This window comes from Pseudomonas sp. DR 5-09, assembly GCF_001655595.1.
GTDB lineage: Bacteria > Pseudomonadota > Gammaproteobacteria > Pseudomonadales > Pseudomonadaceae > Aquipseudomonas > Aquipseudomonas pharyngis.
Genome location: NZ_CP011566.1, coordinates 1,794,058 through 1,810,160, shown reverse-complemented (window position 1 = coordinate 1,810,160; position 16,103 = coordinate 1,794,058). Strand labels below are relative to the sequence as shown.

General features: G+C 59.4%; 15 protein-coding genes. 5 read left to right on the top strand and 10 right to left on the bottom strand.

Translation table 11 applies throughout. From position 1 onward, the window contains the following. Positions 1 to 7: 7 nt before the first annotated feature. From sdhA to sdhC, 3 genes are read right to left on the bottom strand one after another with little or no spacing between them, the layout of a single operon-like run. Complete coding sequence (gene sdhA, locus PDR5_RS08190; RefSeq protein WP_011333114.1) at positions 8 to 1,780, bottom strand: succinate dehydrogenase flavoprotein subunit; 1,773 nt, start codon at positions 1,778 to 1,780, stop codon at positions 8 to 10. Positions 1,781 to 1,783: 3 nt separating this feature from the next. Beyond that, positions 1,784 to 2,152 (bottom strand): succinate dehydrogenase, hydrophobic membrane anchor protein, encoded by a 369-nt coding sequence (gene sdhD, locus PDR5_RS08185; RefSeq protein WP_007977503.1) that lies wholly within the window; start codon positions 2,150 to 2,152, stop codon positions 1,784 to 1,786. Next, the gene (gene sdhC / locus PDR5_RS08180; RefSeq protein WP_011333113.1) at positions 2,146 to 2,520 is read right to left on the bottom strand and encodes a succinate dehydrogenase, cytochrome b556 subunit; all 375 of its coding nucleotides are present in this window, start codon (positions 2,518 to 2,520) and stop codon (positions 2,146 to 2,148) included. Before sdhC ends, sdhD begins: the two co-directional genes overlap by 7 nt. A gap of 364 nt (positions 2,521 to 2,884) precedes the next feature. On the opposite strand from sdhC, the gene gltA reads away from it, so the two are divergent. After that, positions 2,885 to 4,174: a citrate synthase gene (gene gltA / locus PDR5_RS08175; RefSeq protein ID WP_007959044.1), complete on the top strand. Its 1,290-nt coding sequence runs from the start codon at positions 2,885 to 2,887 to the stop codon at positions 4,172 to 4,174. 1,034 nt (positions 4,175 to 5,208) lie between these two features. Here gltA and PDR5_RS08170 read toward each other — a convergent pair. The 3 genes from PDR5_RS08170 to PDR5_RS08160 form a co-directional block, all read right to left on the bottom strand. Next, positions 5,209 to 6,867 (bottom strand): cation acetate symporter, encoded by a 1,659-nt coding sequence (locus tag PDR5_RS08170; RefSeq protein WP_064594474.1) that lies wholly within the window; start codon positions 6,865 to 6,867, stop codon positions 5,209 to 5,211. Then, complete coding sequence (locus PDR5_RS08165; RefSeq protein WP_011333111.1) at positions 6,864 to 7,175, bottom strand: DUF485 domain-containing protein; 312 nt, start codon at positions 7,173 to 7,175, stop codon at positions 6,864 to 6,866. The genes PDR5_RS08170 and PDR5_RS08165 overlap by 4 nt, the downstream gene beginning before the upstream one ends. Positions 7,176 to 7,405: 230 nt before the next feature. Next, positions 7,406 to 8,257, bottom strand: coding sequence for a glycine betaine ABC transporter substrate-binding protein (locus tag PDR5_RS08160; protein ID WP_064594471.1), 852 nt, complete (start codon positions 8,255 to 8,257; stop codon positions 7,406 to 7,408). Between the two features lie 287 nt (positions 8,258 to 8,544). Here PDR5_RS08160 and PDR5_RS08150 point away from each other — a divergent pair, with 287 nt between their 5' ends. After that, positions 8,545 to 10,140 (top strand): glycoside hydrolase family 17 protein, encoded by a 1,596-nt coding sequence (locus tag PDR5_RS08150; protein WP_064594468.1) that lies wholly within the window; start codon positions 8,545 to 8,547, stop codon positions 10,138 to 10,140. A 122-nt stretch (positions 10,141 to 10,262) separates the two neighbouring features. On the opposite strand, the gene PDR5_RS08145 is transcribed toward PDR5_RS08150, so the two are convergent. Next, positions 10,263 to 10,631, bottom strand: coding sequence for a hypothetical protein (locus PDR5_RS08145; protein ID WP_064594465.1), 369 nt, complete (start codon positions 10,629 to 10,631; stop codon positions 10,263 to 10,265). Positions 10,632 to 10,854: 223 nt separating this feature from the next. On the opposite strand from PDR5_RS08145, the gene PDR5_RS08140 reads away from it, so the two are divergent. Further along, positions 10,855 to 12,153, top strand: coding sequence for a hypothetical protein (locus PDR5_RS08140; protein WP_064594462.1), 1,299 nt, complete (start codon positions 10,855 to 10,857; stop codon positions 12,151 to 12,153). Continuing rightward, complete coding sequence (locus tag PDR5_RS08135; RefSeq protein ID WP_007959292.1) at positions 12,146 to 12,934, top strand: MlaA family lipoprotein; 789 nt, start codon at positions 12,146 to 12,148, stop codon at positions 12,932 to 12,934. Before PDR5_RS08140 ends, PDR5_RS08135 begins: the two co-directional genes overlap by 8 nt. Before the next feature lie 64 nt (positions 12,935 to 12,998). Here the strand turns inward: PDR5_RS08135 and PDR5_RS08130 are convergent, their stop codons facing one another. Then, entirely contained in the window at positions 12,999 to 13,913 is a 915-nt protein-coding gene (locus PDR5_RS08130; protein WP_064594459.1) for a DUF808 domain-containing protein, read from the bottom strand. A gap of 134 nt (positions 13,914 to 14,047) precedes the next feature. Here PDR5_RS08130 and PDR5_RS08125 point away from each other — a divergent pair, with 134 nt between their 5' ends. Further along, entirely contained in the window at positions 14,048 to 14,653 is a 606-nt protein-coding gene (locus PDR5_RS08125) for a TetR/AcrR family transcriptional regulator (RefSeq protein WP_007959290.1), read from the top strand. A gap of 112 nt (positions 14,654 to 14,765) precedes the next feature. On the opposite strand, the gene PDR5_RS08120 is transcribed toward PDR5_RS08125, so the two are convergent. Further along, positions 14,766 to 15,224, bottom strand: a complete 459-nt coding sequence (locus PDR5_RS08120; protein ID WP_064600719.1) for an REP-associated tyrosine transposase — start codon at positions 15,222 to 15,224, stop codon at positions 14,766 to 14,768. Positions 15,225 to 15,422: 198 nt separating this feature from the next. After that, complete coding sequence (locus PDR5_RS08115) at positions 15,423 to 15,863, bottom strand: GlcG/HbpS family heme-binding protein (protein WP_011333104.1); 441 nt, start codon at positions 15,861 to 15,863, stop codon at positions 15,423 to 15,425. Between the last annotated feature and the right edge of the window lie 240 nt (positions 15,864 to 16,103).

The following is a 16,103-nucleotide window of genomic DNA, read 5'->3' as shown; positions in this document are numbered from 1 at the left end:
GTCACCCTTAATAAGTCCGGACTTTAGGTTCGAAAGTCGGAACAGTCTTCGGCGAGAAGTTCACGGCACGCTTGGCGACGCGTTTCTCACCCGGGAAGTACAGGGTGTGGCACAGCCAGTTTTCGTCGTCACGGTCTTCGAAGTCTTCACGGGCGTGAGCGCCGCGGGACTCTTTACGTACTTCGGCAGCGATGGCGGTAGCTTCAGCCACTTCCAGCAGGTTTTGCAGTTCCAGCGCTTCGATACGTGCAGTGTTGAACGCCTGCGACTTGTCGTTGATCTTCACGTTGGCGATGCGCTTGCGCAGATCAGCCAGCTGGGCAATACCCTTCTGCATGTATTCGCCGGTACGGAATACACCGAAGTAGTTCTGCATGCAGCTTTGCAGCTCGCGACGCAGGGTAGCGACGTCTTCGCCGTCGGTACGGTTGTTCAGGGCGTTCAGACGCGCCAGGGCAGCTTCGATGTCGGCTTCGGTAGCATCGTCGTATTCGATGCCGTCGGTCAGCGCCTTCTCCAGGTGCAGGCCGGCGGCGCGGCCGAATACCACCAGGTCGAGCAGCGAGTTGCCGCCGAGACGGTTGGCACCGTGAACCGATACGCAAGCCACTTCACCTACCGCGAACAGACCAGGAATGATCTGATCCACGCCTTCGGCGTCCTGGGTGATCGCCTGGCCATGAATGTTGGTGGCAACGCCGCCCATCATGTAGTGGCAAGTCGGAACAACCGGAACCGGAGCAACCACCGGGTCAACGTGTGCGAAAGTCTTCGACAGTTCGCAGATGCCTGGCAGACGGCTGTGCAGCACTTCCTCGCCCAGGTGGTCGAGTTTGAGCATCACGTGGTCGCCATTCGGACCGCAACCGTTACCGGCGATGATCTCTTTAACCATCGAACGGGCAACCACGTCACGACCGGCCAGGTCTTTGGCGTTCGGAGCATAACGCTCCATGAAACGCTCGCCGTGCTTGTTGATCAGGTAACCACCTTCACCACGGCAACCTTCGGTAACCAGTACACCGGCGCCGGCGATGCCGGTCGGGTGGAACTGCCACATTTCGATGTCTTGTACCGGCACGCCAGCACGCAGAGCCATGCCGACGCCGTCACCGGTGTTGATCAGGGCGTTGGTGGTGGATGCATAGATACGACCTGCACCGCCGGTAGCCAGTACGGTGGCTTTCGCGCGGATATAGGTGGTTTCGCCGGTTTCGATGCAGATCGCGATCACACCGACGAATTCGCCTTCCTGGTTTTTCACCAGGTCGACAGCGTAGTACTCGTTCAGGAACGTGGTACCGGCTTTCAGGTTGCCCTGATAAAGGGTGTGCAGCAGCGCGTGACCGGTACGGTCGGAAGCGGCGCACGTACGGGCAGCCTGCCCGCCTTTACCGTAATCCTTCGACTGACCGCCGAACGGACGCTGGTAGATACGGCCTTGCTCGGTACGCGAGAACGGCAGACCCATGTGGTCCAGCTCGAAAACGGCAGCCGGGCCTTCCTGACACATGTATTCGATAGCGTCCTGGTCACCGATGTAGTCGGAACCCTTGACGGTATCGTACATGTGCCAGCGCCAGTCATCGTTCGGGTCGGCCGAAGCGATGGCGCAGGTGATCCCGCCCTGTGCGGACACAGTGTGCGAACGGGTCGGGAAAACCTTGGTGATCACGGCAGTCTTGTGACCGCCCTGTGCCAGTTGCAGCGCCGCGCGCATGCCGGCACCGCCGCCACCAATAATGATGGCGTCGAAAGAAATCGTTGGAATGTTAGCCATGAATCAGATACCCCAGAGAATCTGCACACCCCAGACGAAGTAAGCGAACATCGCGACGCCGCATACTGCCTGGAAAAGGAAACGTACTGCAGTCGCGGACTTGCCCAGCGCCATTGGCGTCAGGTAGTCGGTCGCGATGGTCCACATGCCGACCCAGGCGTGAGCGCCCAGGGCAACCAGTGCCAGCAGACTGAAGATACGCATTCCGTTGTGGGCGAACAGGCCGTGCCATTGGTCGTAGCCAATGCCCGGGTTCGCGGCGAGGTAGCCGATCAGGAATATGAAATAAGCCGCGAGAACGACCGCAGACACACGCTGCGCCATCCAGTCATAGAGGCCCGAACGCGAAAGGTTTGTAACGCTGGTTACCATATCCAAACTCCTGCCAGAACGATCAGCACCACGGAAACGGCGATGATCAGTTTCGAGCCCAGGCGGCCGCCTTCCAGCGTCTCACCGATGCCCATGTCCATGATCAAGTGGCGCACACCGGCAACCAGGTGATACAGAAGAGCGGACAGGAGGCCCCATGCTACGAACTTGGCCAGCGGGCTGGTCAAGCATGCCTTCACCTCGACATAACCTTCCTCGGAACCCAGGGATTTGCCCAATGCATAAAGCATGATGCCAAGGCCCAGGAAGAGGATGATGCCGGAAACACGGTGAAGAAACGACGTAACGCCGGTGATGGGGAGTTTGATGGTCCTTAGGTCTAGGTTTACAGGTCGTTGGCTTTTCACGGCTTTTTTTTCACACTGAAGAGCCCCTAACAATCAGGGCAAAGTTGTTGGGGAGTGCACTGGTCAGGTAACCACCACCCAGGGATGCGACCCCCAATGAAAGCAAGCCCAAAAGCCCTTGGCGGTCGGTCGCCGAGTATAGACAGTTAGGCTACTAATGACAACGCAATCGCCTACCCCCAATAGCGGATTGCACAAGTCGTATAAAAGGCGTAAATGGCAGGCAATTTCGAGGAAAAAGTACGGTTAAAGCCTTCTGGAGCAAGACTTTAGGCAAATTGACATTCGAATTTATCTCACTATAGTGGTGCGGGCCCTGCGTGGGGGGTCTGTCTGATGATTTCAAGCATAAATAGGAGGCCACATGGCTGACAAAAAAGCGCAGTTGATCATCGAGGGCGCAGCCCCCGTCGAGCTGCCCATTTTAACCGGCACCGTTGGTCCCGATGTTATCGATGTTCGGGGCCTGACGGCCACGGGCCGCTTCACTTTCGACCCCGGTTTCATGTCGACCGCTTCCTGCGAATCGAAGATCACCTATATCGACGGCGACAACGGCATCCTGCTGCACCGCGGCTACCCGATCGAACAGCTGGCTGAAAAGTCGGACTACCTGGAAACCTGCTACCTGCTGCTGAACGGCGAACTGCCGACCGCAGAGCAAAAGGCCCAGTTCGTCGGCACCGTGAAGAACCACACCATGGTTCACGAGCAGCTGAAAACCTTCTTCAACGGCTTCCGCCGTGACGCCCACCCGATGGCCGTCATGTGCGGTGTAGTCGGCGCCCTCTCGGCCTTCTACCACGACTCCCTCGACATCAATAACCCGCAGCATCGCGAAATCTCCGCGATCCGCCTGGTTGCCAAGATGCCGACTCTGGCCGCGATGGTTTACAAGTACTCCATGGGTCAACCCATGATGTACCCGCGCAACGACCTGTCGTACGCGGAAAACTTCCTGCACATGATGTTCAACACCCCGTGCGAGATCAAACCGATCAGCCCGGTACTCGCCAAGGCCATGGACCGGATCTTCATCCTCCATGCCGACCACGAGCAGAACGCTTCGACCTCCACCGTGCGTCTGGCGGGCTCCTCGGGTGCCAACCCGTTCGCCTGTATCGCCGCCGGCATCGCCGCCCTGTGGGGCCCTGCCCACGGCGGTGCGAACGAAGCCGTGCTGACCATGCTCGATGAAATCGGCGATGTCTCGAACATCGACAAGTTCATCGCCAAGGCCAAGGACAAGAACGATCCGTTCAAGCTGATGGGCTTCGGTCACCGCGTCTACAAGAACCGCGACCCTCGCGCGACTGTAATGAAGCAGACCTGCGACGAAGTGTTGAAGGAACTGGGCATCCAGAACGATCCACAACTCGAACTGGCCATGCGCCTGGAAGAGATCGCTCTGACCGACCCGTACTTCATCGAACGCTCGCTGTACCCGAACGTCGACTTCTACTCGGGGATCATCCTCAAGGCGATCGGCATTCCGACCAGCATGTTCACTGTGATTTTCGCCCTGGCACGTACTGTCGGCTGGATCTCGCACTGGAAGGAAATGCTCTCAAGCCCGTACAAGATTGGCCGTCCGCGTCAGCTTTACACCGGGTATGAGTCGCGGGATATCACCAAGCTGGAAGACCGCAAATAAGAGCTGTCTTGCGATAGCGCCTTAAGTTGTAACGGGAACGGCCTCCATGAGAATGGGGGCCGTTTTTTTGTGGTTTTTTTATTGGGGGCATATCCGTTGCTCCGGGTGCTGCCGCTGGCGGTTTCGCTCTTACAGCGACTCACTTTTCCAAACGCCGAAAAGTAAGCAAAAGGCTTTTTCCCCGGCGTACGGCACTTCGCCTAGGCTCAGTGTTCCCTCGCTACAGTGTCCATCAGGGGGCATCGCCTACGGTTTGCTTCGCTGCACCTCCTCTCGATGTATGCGGCTTCGCCGCACGGCGCTGCGCGCCTACCCCCTGATGGACACCTCCGCTCGGCCTGCCGATGGGGCTGGAGATCAAAAGCCAGAGCCAGAGCCAGAGCCAGAGCAGAAGCCAGATCAAGCCCCCCCCCCCTCACCCTAGCCCTCTCCCGGAGGGAGAGGGGACTGACTGAGTGGTTTGGGAGAGGTTCGCCGACGTGCGATACCGCGTTGAACTCAAGTTTTGAAAAGCACAAAAATCGGCTCCCTCTCCTCGGGGAGAGGGCTGGGGTGAGGGGTAAACCCACCACAAAACAAAAGCCGAACACCCGCCCTTCACCACTTACCACAATGAGCGTTAGCTCGAGTACCGCTTTTGATCGCAGGGCCCGTCGGCAGGCTGAGTGGAGGGATTGATCCGGGGGTGGGAGCGCAGCGACCGTGCGGCGCAGCCGCATGCATCGAGAGGAGGTGCAGCGAAGCAAACCGTAGGCGATGCCCCCGGATTGATCCCGGAGCGAAGGAACCCGAGCCACAGCGAGGGCCGTACGTCAGGGTAAAGCCTTTTTGGTTACTTTTTTCTGGGCCGGCATTCCGGGCGTTTGGAAAAAGTGACCCGCCGTAAGGGCGGAACCCTAAGCAGCCGTTACCGCAGCAACGGATATACACACAAACCAAAACCACCCAAAGAAAGTCCCATAACCGCCCACAAAAAAAATGCCCCAATCTCTCGACCAGGGCATTTTCAATTCAAATCAACCTACACAAAAGCCTCAGTGCGAAACCGCCCCACTAGCCCCCAACCCAGTCTGCGAACGCACAAACTGCGGGAAGAACGCCGCACGCTCGTTCTCTGCCGCCGCCGACTTGTCGGTAACCGAGAAGAACCAGATCCCGATAAACGCAATGATCATCGAGAACAACGCAGGATACTCATAAGGGAAGATCGCCTTCTCGTGATGCAGAATCTGCACCCAGATGGTCGGGCCAAGAATCATCAGACCCACCGCACTCACCAGCCCCAGCCAGCCGCCAATCATGGCGCCACGGGTGGTCAGTTTCTTCCAGTACATCGAAAGCAGCAGTACCGGGAAGTTGCAGCTCGCCGCGATGGAGAACGCCAGACCAACCATGAACGCGATGTTCTGGCTTTCGAACAGGATGCCCAGGCCGATGGCCAGAACGCCCAGTGCGATGGTGGTGATCTTCGAAACGCGGATTTCATCCTTCTCGTTGGCCTTGCCCTTCTTGATCACACTGGCATACAGGTCGTGAGACACCGCCGAAGCACCGGCCAGGGTCAGGCCGGCCACTACTGCCAGAATGGTCGCGAACGCCACCGCCGAGATAAAGCCGAGGAACACGCTGCCGCCCACGGCGTTGGCCAGGTGCACCGCCGCCATGTTGTTGCCGCCGAGCAGAGCGCCCGCTGCATCTTTAAAGGCCGGGTTGGTGCTGACCAGCAGGATCGCGCCGAAGCCGATGATGAAGGTCAGGATGTAGAAGTAGCCAATGAAACCGGTCGCGTACAGCACGCTCTTGCGGGCTTCTTTCGCATCGCTGACAGTGAAGAAGCGCATCAGGATGTGCGGCAGGCCGGCGGTACCGAACATCAGCGCCAGACCCAGGGAGAACGCCGAGATCGGGTCTTTTACCAAGCCGCCCGGGCTCATGATCGCTTCGCCCTTGGCGTGAACCTTGATGGCTTCGGAGAATAGGGTGTTGAAGTCGAAGTTGACGTGCTTCATCACCATCAGCGCCATGAACGAGGCACCGGACAGCAACAGCACCGCCTTGATGATCTGTACCCAAGTGGTCGCCAGCATGCCGCCGAACAGCACGTACATGCACATCAGGATACCGACCAGGATCACCGCAACGTGGTAGTCGAGACCGAACAGCAGCTGGATCAGCTTGCCGGCACCGACCATTTGCGCGATCAGGTAGAACGCCACCACCACCAGCGAACCGCAGGCAGACAGCGTGCGGATCTGGGTTTGCCCGAGGCGGTAGGACGCCACGTCGGCAAAGGTGTATTTGCCCAGGTTACGCAGACGCTCGGCGATCAGGAACAGAATGATCGGCCAGCCCACCAGGAAGCCGATCGAGTAGATCAGGCCGTCGTAGCCGGAGGTGAACACCAGCGCGGAAATCCCCAGGAAGGACGCCGCCGACATGTAGTCACCGGCAATCGCCAGACCGTTCTGGAACCCGGTGATTTTGCCGCCCGCCGCATAGTAATCGGCCGCCGAGTTGTTGCGCTTGGACGCCCAGTAAGTGATGCACAGGGTTGCGCCAACGAACGCCACGAACATGACGATCGCGGAAACGTTGAGCGGTTGTTTGTGGACTTCGCCGGTCAGGGCGTCAGCGGCCCAGACGGCTGGAGCAAACGCTGCGATGCTCAAAAGAGCCAGTAGACGCCGGATCATTGCTGAGCCTCCTTGAGAATCGCGTTGTTCAGGTCGTCGAACTCGCCATTGGCGCGGCGCACATAGATGCCGGTCAGGATGAAGGCCGAGACAATCAGTCCGACACCGATCGGGATGCCCCAGGTGATGGATGATTCGGGGCTGATTTTCGTCCCGAGCACTTGCGGCCCGTACGCGATCAGAAGGATGAAGCCGGAGTAGAGCCCGAGCATGATCGCCGAGAGTATCCAGGCGAACCTTTCTCTTTTCTTGACCAGCTCCTTGAAGCGCGGGCTGTTCTGAATCGAGAGGTAAATGCTGTCGTTCATTGTTTTTATCCTCGCAGCACAGATTTTTATTTTTGGAACGTATCCACTGTATGCGGCTGCGAGCCGGGTTCCAGACGACCTTAGTAGTAGAACGCCATGACGTTTTTGCCAATTTCCAGACGAGCCGAAAACCGCCACCCCTGCCTATTAATAGAGGACAAACAAAAAAGGCCGCCCGACTGTCATGTCGGGCGGCCCTGGGAAGCGCAGATTAGACGCTTCGGCTTAAATCACTTGGTCCAGTCGGCAACACGCTCAGGGTGCTTGGCAACCCAATCTTTGGCCGCTGCGTCAGGTTTTGCACCGTCCTGAATCGCCAGCATGACTTCGCCGATTTCGTCCTTCGAAGCCCACTGGAAGTTCTTCAGAAACTTGGCCACTTCCGGCGCCTTGGTCGCCAGTTCCTTGCTGCCGATGCTGTTCACGGTTTCAGCCGCGCCGTACACGCCTTTCGGGTCGTCGAGGAAGCGCAGTTTCCACTTGGCAAACATCCAGTGCGGCACCCAGCCGGTAACGGCGATGGATTCGTTTTTCTTCTCGGCGCGGGTCAGCTCGGCAATCATGCCGGCGCCGGAACTGGCCTTGAGTTGGTAGCCGGTCAGGTCGTAATCCTTGATCGCCTGATCAGTCTTGAGCATCACGCCTGAACCGGCGTCGATGCCAACGATGCGTTTCTTGAAGGAGTCGTCGGTTTTCAGGTCTTCGATGGTCTTGGCCTTGACGTACTCCGGCACGATCAGACCGATTTTCGCGTCCTTGAAGTTCGGGCCGTAATCGACGACCTGATCCTTGTTCTTGGTCCAGTATTCGCCGTGGGTCACGGGCAGCCAGGCCGAGAGCATGGCGTCGAGTTTGCCGGTGGCAACGCCCTGCCACATGATGCCGGTGGCGACGGCCTGCAGTTTCACGTCGTAGCCAAGTTTCTGCTTGATCACTTCGGCCGCCACGTGGGTGGTCGCGACGCTGTCGGACCAGCCGTCAACGTAACCGATGTTCAGGGTCTGTTTTTCAGCGCTGGCGAAAGTGGAGCCCATCGCAAGTACCAGAGCGGCACCTGCGCCTAAAAGTCGTCGCATCTTCATCGTTACTTCCCCGAAATGCTGCGCCCGACGGATGCCGGGCATCGTCAACGTGTTGTTATGGTGCTCGGCGCCCCCATCACGCCCGTTCGCGAACTCGTTCGAACATCAGCGGAGTACTGATGAGTCCGATCATCAACCTGACGCCCGTTAAGACCTGCTCTGCCAGCGACCTCGAAGCAACGAGAAACGACATCAGAAAGCCATTAACTGCCTCCGGATATTTGGCGCCAGACAATCCGCCCGAACTTTGCATGTCAAAATCGTGCGGGCCACCAACCTGCTTATAAATGCAGGTAACATGCGTCGCTTTGCAGCCACTCGGCCTGACCATGTCCGCGACTTCCCGTTTCCCCTTTCTTCCCTATCTGTTCGCCTGCCTGCTCGGGCTGTTTGCCCTGTGCGGCTTCTGGTACGGCCTCGGCAAACCGGTGATCCTGCCGGACGTCGCCACCCCGACCCACAAGTTGCAATGCGCCTCCTACACCCCGTTCGATAAAGACCAGTCGCCGTTCGACGTGCCGTTCAAACTGCGCCCGGAGCGCATGGACGCCGACCTCGCCCTGCTTGCCACCCGCTTCGAATGCATCCGCACCTATTCCATGACCGGCCTCGAAGCGCTGCCGGATCTGGCGCGCAAACATGGTTTGAAGTTGATGATCGGCGCGTGGGTCAACAGCAATCCGGTCGACACCGAGAAGGAAGTCGACTTGCTGATCGCCTCGGCCAATGCCAACCCGGACGTGGTCAGCGCGGTGATCGTCGGCAACGAAGCCTTGCTGCGCAAGGAAGTCACCGGTGCGCAACTGGCGAAGCTGATCAACAAGGTCAAGAGCCATATCAAGCAACCAGTCACCTACGCGGATGTCTGGGAGTTCTGGCTCAAGCACCCGGAAGTCGCGCCGGCGGTGGATTTCCTGACCATTCACTTGCTGCCGTACTGGGAAGACGATCCGTCGAACATCGACGCCGCGCTGCATCATGTGGCGCAAGTGCGTCAGGTATTCGGCAACAAGTTCGCCCCAAAAGACGTGATGATCGGCGAAACCGGCTGGCCGAGCGAAGGCCGCCAGCGTGAGACCGCCCTGCCGAGCCGGGTCAACGAAGCCAAGTTCATTCGTGGTTTTGTCACCCTCGCCGAACAGGAAGGCTGGCGCTACAACCTGATCGAAGCGTTCGACCAGCCGTGGAAGCGCGGCAGCGAAGGCGCGGTCGGCGGTTACTGGGGGCTGTTCGATGCGGACCGCCAGGACAAGGGCGTGTTGGCCGGGCCGGTATCGAATGTGCCGTACTGGTCGCAGTGGCTGGCGGTCGGCGGAGTGATCTTCCTCGGCACATTGCTGCTGGGCGGTCGGGTTCGTACGACGCGCTCGGCGCTGATCCTGCCGTTGCTCGGCGCCCTCGCCGCCTGCTCGATCGGCGCCTGGGGCGATCTGGCGCGGGTGACCACGCGGTTTGCCAGCGAATGGCTGTGGGTCGGCTTGCTGACGATCCTGAATCTGTTGGTGCTGGCCCATGCCGCGCTGACCTTGAGCGCCCGCAATGGCTGGCGTGAACAGGCGTTCAACGCTTTCGAGCGACGGGCCGGCTGGCTGGTGGCGGCGGCCGGTTTCGCCGCTGCCGTGATGATGCTCGAGCTGGTGTTCGATCCGCGCTATCGCAGTTTTCCAAGCGTGGCCTTCATTCTGCCGGCGCTGGTCTACCTGTGCCGCCCGGTCAGCGTGGCCCGTCGGGAGATCGCCCTGCTGACCTTCATCATCGGCGCGGGCATTGCGCCGCAGCTGTTCCGTGAAGGATTACAGAATCAGCAGGCGTGGGGCTGGGCGCTGGTCAGCGTGTTGATGGTGGCTGCGTTGTGGCGCTGCCTGCGGGTTCGCAAGGGCTGATCTTCAAAGGCTGAACCGGCCTCTTCGCTGGCAAGCCAGCTCCCACAGGATTCCTGTCTGCCACAGGTTCTGCATCTACATGGATCAAGCGTGGGAGCTGGCTTGCCAGCGATGGCTGACTGTCAGACGCCGCGAGACTCTCTAACCAGTCGCAACCCGGCAATCACCACCGCAAACACCGCCAGCGTCGTGTTGTACAGCGCCAGCGCCGGCAACCCGAACACCAGCGCCAGCACCGCCAGCCACCACCCTGCCCGGCCCGGCACGACAAAACCGAGCACGGCTGCAGCAACCGCCGCCCAGCCCAGCAGCTGGAAATGAATCATCAGGCCCAGGTTCGAGCGCACCGAGCATTCCCAGCGGCTCGCCTCATCCACGCAGATGCCCACCCACTGCGCGTCCTCCATGAAGCCATAACGCGCGCCATAACTGGCAGCCAGCCACAACGGCAACAGAACGAGCAGCAGAATCACGGGCAAGCGGCGGGACATGGAACACTCCAATCGACGAAATCGGCGGCCAGCTTAATCTGCCGCCGCGCATACGCAAGGACTAACAACTCTTAACTGGTCATTCCTTCCTTGCAAAGTGTATCGTCCGGCTACTATTACTCCGAATTCTGTCAGTTTGGTGCCGTGGCATGGCACTTTGACGCAAACCCGGTGGTCATAGCCTGCGAACTTCATTCGGCACCTTCCTCTAAGGGATCCAGTCATGCTCCGTTCCTTGCGCTTCGCCGCCCTGTTTGGCGGCCTTATTCTGAGTGCGTCCGCGCTGGCGGTGGATATCGACGCCGCCAGCTATGGCTATCCCCTGACCAACCCGTTCGAGGCGACCATCGCCACCACGCCGCCGGACTTGCGCCCGGAACTGCCACTGGACGACGACATCGATCAGGCCGATCGCAGCGTCACCCTGCGCCCCGAGCGGGAATTCATCCTGCCGGACAATTTCTGGCCGGTGAAAAAACTCACCTACCGCATCGCCACCCAGGACAAACCTGCGCCGTTGATCTTCCTGATCGCCGGCACCGGCGCGCGCTACGACAGCACGCTCAACGAGTACCTGAAGAAGCTTTATTACAAGGCCGGCTACCACGTGGTGCAGTTGTCCTCGCCGACCAGCTTCGACTTCATGAGCGCCGCCTCGCGTTTCGCCACCCCCGGCGTGACCAAGGAAGACGCCGAAGACATGTACCGGGTGATGCAGGCCGTGCGGGCGCAGAACCCGAAAGTACCGGTCACCGACTATTACCTCAGCGGCTACAGCCTCGGCGCGCTGGACGCGGCCTTCGTGGCGCATCTGGATGAAACCCGTCGCAGCTTCAACTTCAAGAAAGTCCTGCTGCTGAATCCACCGGTCAACCTGTACACCTCGATCACCAACCTCGACAAGCTGGTGCAGACCGAGGTCAAGGGCATCAACAACAGCACTACTTTCTATGAACTGGTGCTGAACAAACTGACCCGCTACTTCCAGCAGAAGGGCTACATCGACCTCAACGATGCGCTGCTCTACGACTTCCAGCAGTCCAAGCAGCACCTGAGCAACGAGCAAATGGCGATGCTGATCGGCACCTCGTTCCGCTTCTCGGCAGCCGATATTGCGTTCACTTCGGACCTGATCAACCGTCGCGGCCTGATCACCCCGCCGAAATTCCCGATCACCGAAGGCACCAGCCTCACGCCGTTCCTCAAGCGTGCGCTGCAATGCGACTTCGACTGCTACCTCACCGAACAGGTGATCCCGATGTGGCGCGCCCGCACCGACGGCGGCAGCCTGCTGCAACTGATCGATCAGGTCAGCCTGTATGCGTTGAAGGATTACCTGCACGACAGCCCGAAAATCGCCGTCATGCACAACGCCGACGACGTGATCCTCGGCCCGGGCGATCTCGGTTTCCTGCGCCGGACCTTCGGCGATCGCCTGACCGTTTACCCGCTGGGCGGCCATTGCGGCAACCTTAACTACCGCGTCAACAGCGACGCCATGCTGGAGTTCTTCCGTGGCTAAATATCTCCTGCTGATTGCAGCGCTCCTCAGTGCAGGTATGGCCCAGGCCGACAACAGCAAAGCCAATGCACCGGTGGTCATCGACAGCGACGGTTTCAAGGAGCCGCTGTCCAAACTCAAGTTCAACCCGGGGCTGGATCAGCGCGAGTTCGAGCGCTCGACCCTCAGCGCGCTGAACGTCTATGACCCGCTGGAAGAGTGGAACCGCCGCGTCTACCACTTCAACTACCGCTTCGACCAATGGGTGTTCCTGCCGGTGGTCGATGGCTATCGCTACATCACCCCGAGCTTCGTGCGCACCGGCGTGAGCAACTTCTTCAACAACATTGGCGACGTGCCGAACCTGGTCAACAGCCTGTTGCAGTTCAAGGGCAAGCGCTCGATGGAAACCACCGCGCGCCTGCTGCTCAACACCACCATCGGCATCGCCGGACTCTGGGACCCGGCTACCGCCATGGGCCTGCCGCGCCAGAGCGAAGACTTCGGCCAGACCCTGGGCTTCTACGGCGTACCGGGCGGCGCCTATTTCGTGCTGCCGATCCTCGGCCCGTCGAACCTGCGCGATACCGCAGGTCTGGCCGTGGACTACACCGCCGAGTCCGCGATCAACTTCCTCAATGTCTCGGAAGTCAGCTCCAACCACCCGGAAGTCTGGGTACTGCGTGGCGTCGACAAGCGCTACCAGACCAGCTTCCGCTATGGTCAGCTGAACTCACCGTTCGAGTACGAGAAGGTGCGCTACGTCTACACCGAGTCGCGCAAGTTGCAGATCGCCGAGTAAAAACGCCGGCCACAAAAAAGGCCATTCGATGCGAGTCGAATGGCCTTTTTGTTTGCCTCAGGATTTAGCCTTTCAGCGCTTTCCATACTTTGCCTATCACGGACACGCCCACCAGTACCACCGCACCCGCGATGATCCCCGCCACGCCGTTCAACAGCATCGGCACCACAAACCCGGCGCCACCGGCCGCTGCGCCGACGCTTTCGATCCAGTGATGCACCACCGGCACGCCGTGGGTCAGGATGCCGCCACCGACCAGGAACATCGCCGCAGTGCCGATTACCGACAGGCTTTTCATCATGTACGGCGCAGCGCGCAGGATGCCGTTGCCGATACTTTTGGCCATCTGCCCGGGTTTCTGAGTCAGCCACAGACCGAGGTCATCGAGTTTGACGATACCGGCCACCAGGCCGTAAACGCCCACGGTCATGACAATGGCGATGCCCGACATCACGATCACTTGCTGGGTCAGCGAAGCATCGGCCACGGTGCCGAGGGTGATGGCGATGATTTCCGCCGAGAGGATGAAGTCGGTGCGGATCGCGCCCTTGATCTTGTCCTTCTCGTACGCCACCAGATCGGTGGCAGGATCGGCCACGGCGTCGACCAGTTGCGCATGCTCGGCCTCGTCTTCGGCCTTGCTGTGCAGGAACTTGTGCGCGAGCTTTTCGAAACCCTCGAAACACAGGTAGGCGCCGCCGACCATCAGCAGCGGCGTCACCAGCCACGGCACGAACGCACTGATCGCCAGCGCCGAGGGCACCAGGATCAGTTTGTTGACGAACGAGCCCTTGGCCACCGCCCAGACCACCGGGATTTCCCGCTCCGCGCGTACGCCGGAGACTTGCTGGGCGTTGAGCGCCAAGTCGTCGCCGAGCACGCCGGCGGTCTTCTTGGCAGCCATTTTGGTCATCAACGCAACGTCGTCCAGAACGGTAGCGATGTCGTCGATCAGCACCAGCAAACTGCTTCCTGCCATGAATCATGTTTCCTTATGTGAATAATGCCGCGCAGCATACCGCGACTGCGGGCCACACGGGGCATTGTTGAGCGCCGCGCGAGGCCGGTGCTACCATGCGCAACCGCCAGAACAGGCAAGGAACCACCGGGTTTATGAGCACAATCCGCGAGCGCAACAAAGAACTGATCCTGCGTGCAGCCAGTGAAGAGTTTGCCGACAAGGGCTTCGCTGCGACCAAAACCAGCGACATCGCCGCCAAGGCAGGACTGCCCAAGCCCAACGTCTATTACTACTTCAAGTCCAAGGAAAACCTCTACCGCGAGGTGTTGGAAAGTATCATCGTACCGATCCTGCAGGCCTCGACCCCGTTCAATCCGGACGGCGTACCGAGCGAAGTGCTGAGCGGCTACATCCGCTCGAAGATCCGCATCTCCCGCGACCTGCCCTTCGCCTCCAAAGTGTTCGCCAGCGAAATCATGCACGGCGCCCCGCACCTGAGCGCCGACCTGGTCGAGCAGCTCAACGGCCAGGCCAAGCACAACATCGACTGCATCCAGACCTGGATCGACCGCGGCCAGATCGCCCCGATCGACCCCAACCACCTGATGTTCAGCATCTGGGCCGCGACCCAGACCTACGCCGACTTCGACTGGCAGATCTCCGCCGTAACCGGCAAGGACAAGCTCGACGAAGCCGACTATGAAGCGGCAGCACAAACCATCATCCGGTTGGTGCTCAAGGGCTGCGAGCCGGACTGAAGTCTGCGTTGACCGCTTCGCTGGCAAGCCTGTTCCCACATTTGATCTATGAGCACCACAAATCAAATGTGGGAGCGGGCTTGCTCGCGAATGTAGCAACTCGGTCTCACGGTCAGACCCAGATCGCATCCCACAGCGGATAGTCACCAAGCTTTTCCACCAGTCCAGCCCGCAACGGGTTGGCCACGACATACCGCGCCACTCTAACCAGACTTTCTTCCTGCCGAAGCGAATGATCATGGAAGCTTGGCTGCCACAGGCTACCCCTTCTGCCAGTCGCTGAATTGACTGATCTAGCACTCAAGGATTTGACCTGGCACATCAACTGCCCCAGCGAACCTTTCTGCAATTGCACCAGCCAGTGGAAGTGATCCGGCATGACGACCCAGGCCAATGAGTCGACAACCCCCTTTTCTTGTGCATGCCTGAACTGATGAACAACTAGTCTTCCCAAGACGTAATCCTTGAAGACAGGCTCGCGCTTATGAGTATTGGCTGTCAGGAGATAGATGTGGTTTTGTTCGGAAAAGCGTCCGACTCTCAGTCGGTGTGATGCAGACAGTTCCGGCATTCCTTTGCCTTTTCTCATGATTGACTTCATGAAAAGGCTAGCCCGGAACATCGAACATTGAAGGCAGGATTTTTAGCTGGATGTGTCTGGAAAATCGCCTTCGCGAGCAAGCCCGCTCCCACATTCGACCGAGTTCCTTCAGTACAAATGAGGTCACCGTGAGCCTGCTCGCGATGGCGTCAGTTCAAACGCCGCCAATCACGCAGCCACCCCCGCATCCGCCCGCAGGTCCAGGGCCTCTACGGCTTTGATTGCCACCTGTTCATCGATGTCCGACAGATCGCCGCTGATGCCGATCGCACCCAGCACGTTCCCCGCCTGATCACGAATCAACACACCGCCCGGTGCCGGCACCACGCTGCCCTGCCCCATGCTGTTGAGCGCGGCGATGAACGCCGGGCGTTGTTGCGCGTCCAGCGCCAGCAGACGTGAGCCCTTGCCCAGGGCGATGGCGCCCCAGGCTTTGCCGATGGCGATGTTCGGGCGCAGCAGGCTGGCGCCGTCTTCGCGCTGCAAGGTGACCAGATGGCCGCCGGTATCCAGTACCGCGATGGTCAGCGGCGCGGCGGAAATGGCCCGCCCTGCATTGATGGCTTCGTTGACCAGCTTGACTGCGACTTTCAAGGTTAAAGCGCTCATGGTGCCGTCCTCATCTTGTTATTGGGAAAGTCGTTGGACTGCGCGCAAGTGCCGCAGCCCGATGCAACAAATAGAACACAATGAATTATTTTTTTGTATACAATAATTCCCGAAAAGCGCTCCATGCGACGAAAAGCCACAGCAGAACAGGCTTCCGACGAATGAAACAGGCGCTTGAGAAAATGGATTGACCTGCGCCGTCCGCCGTGAATACACTCTGCGCAAAGCCACTTGTATACA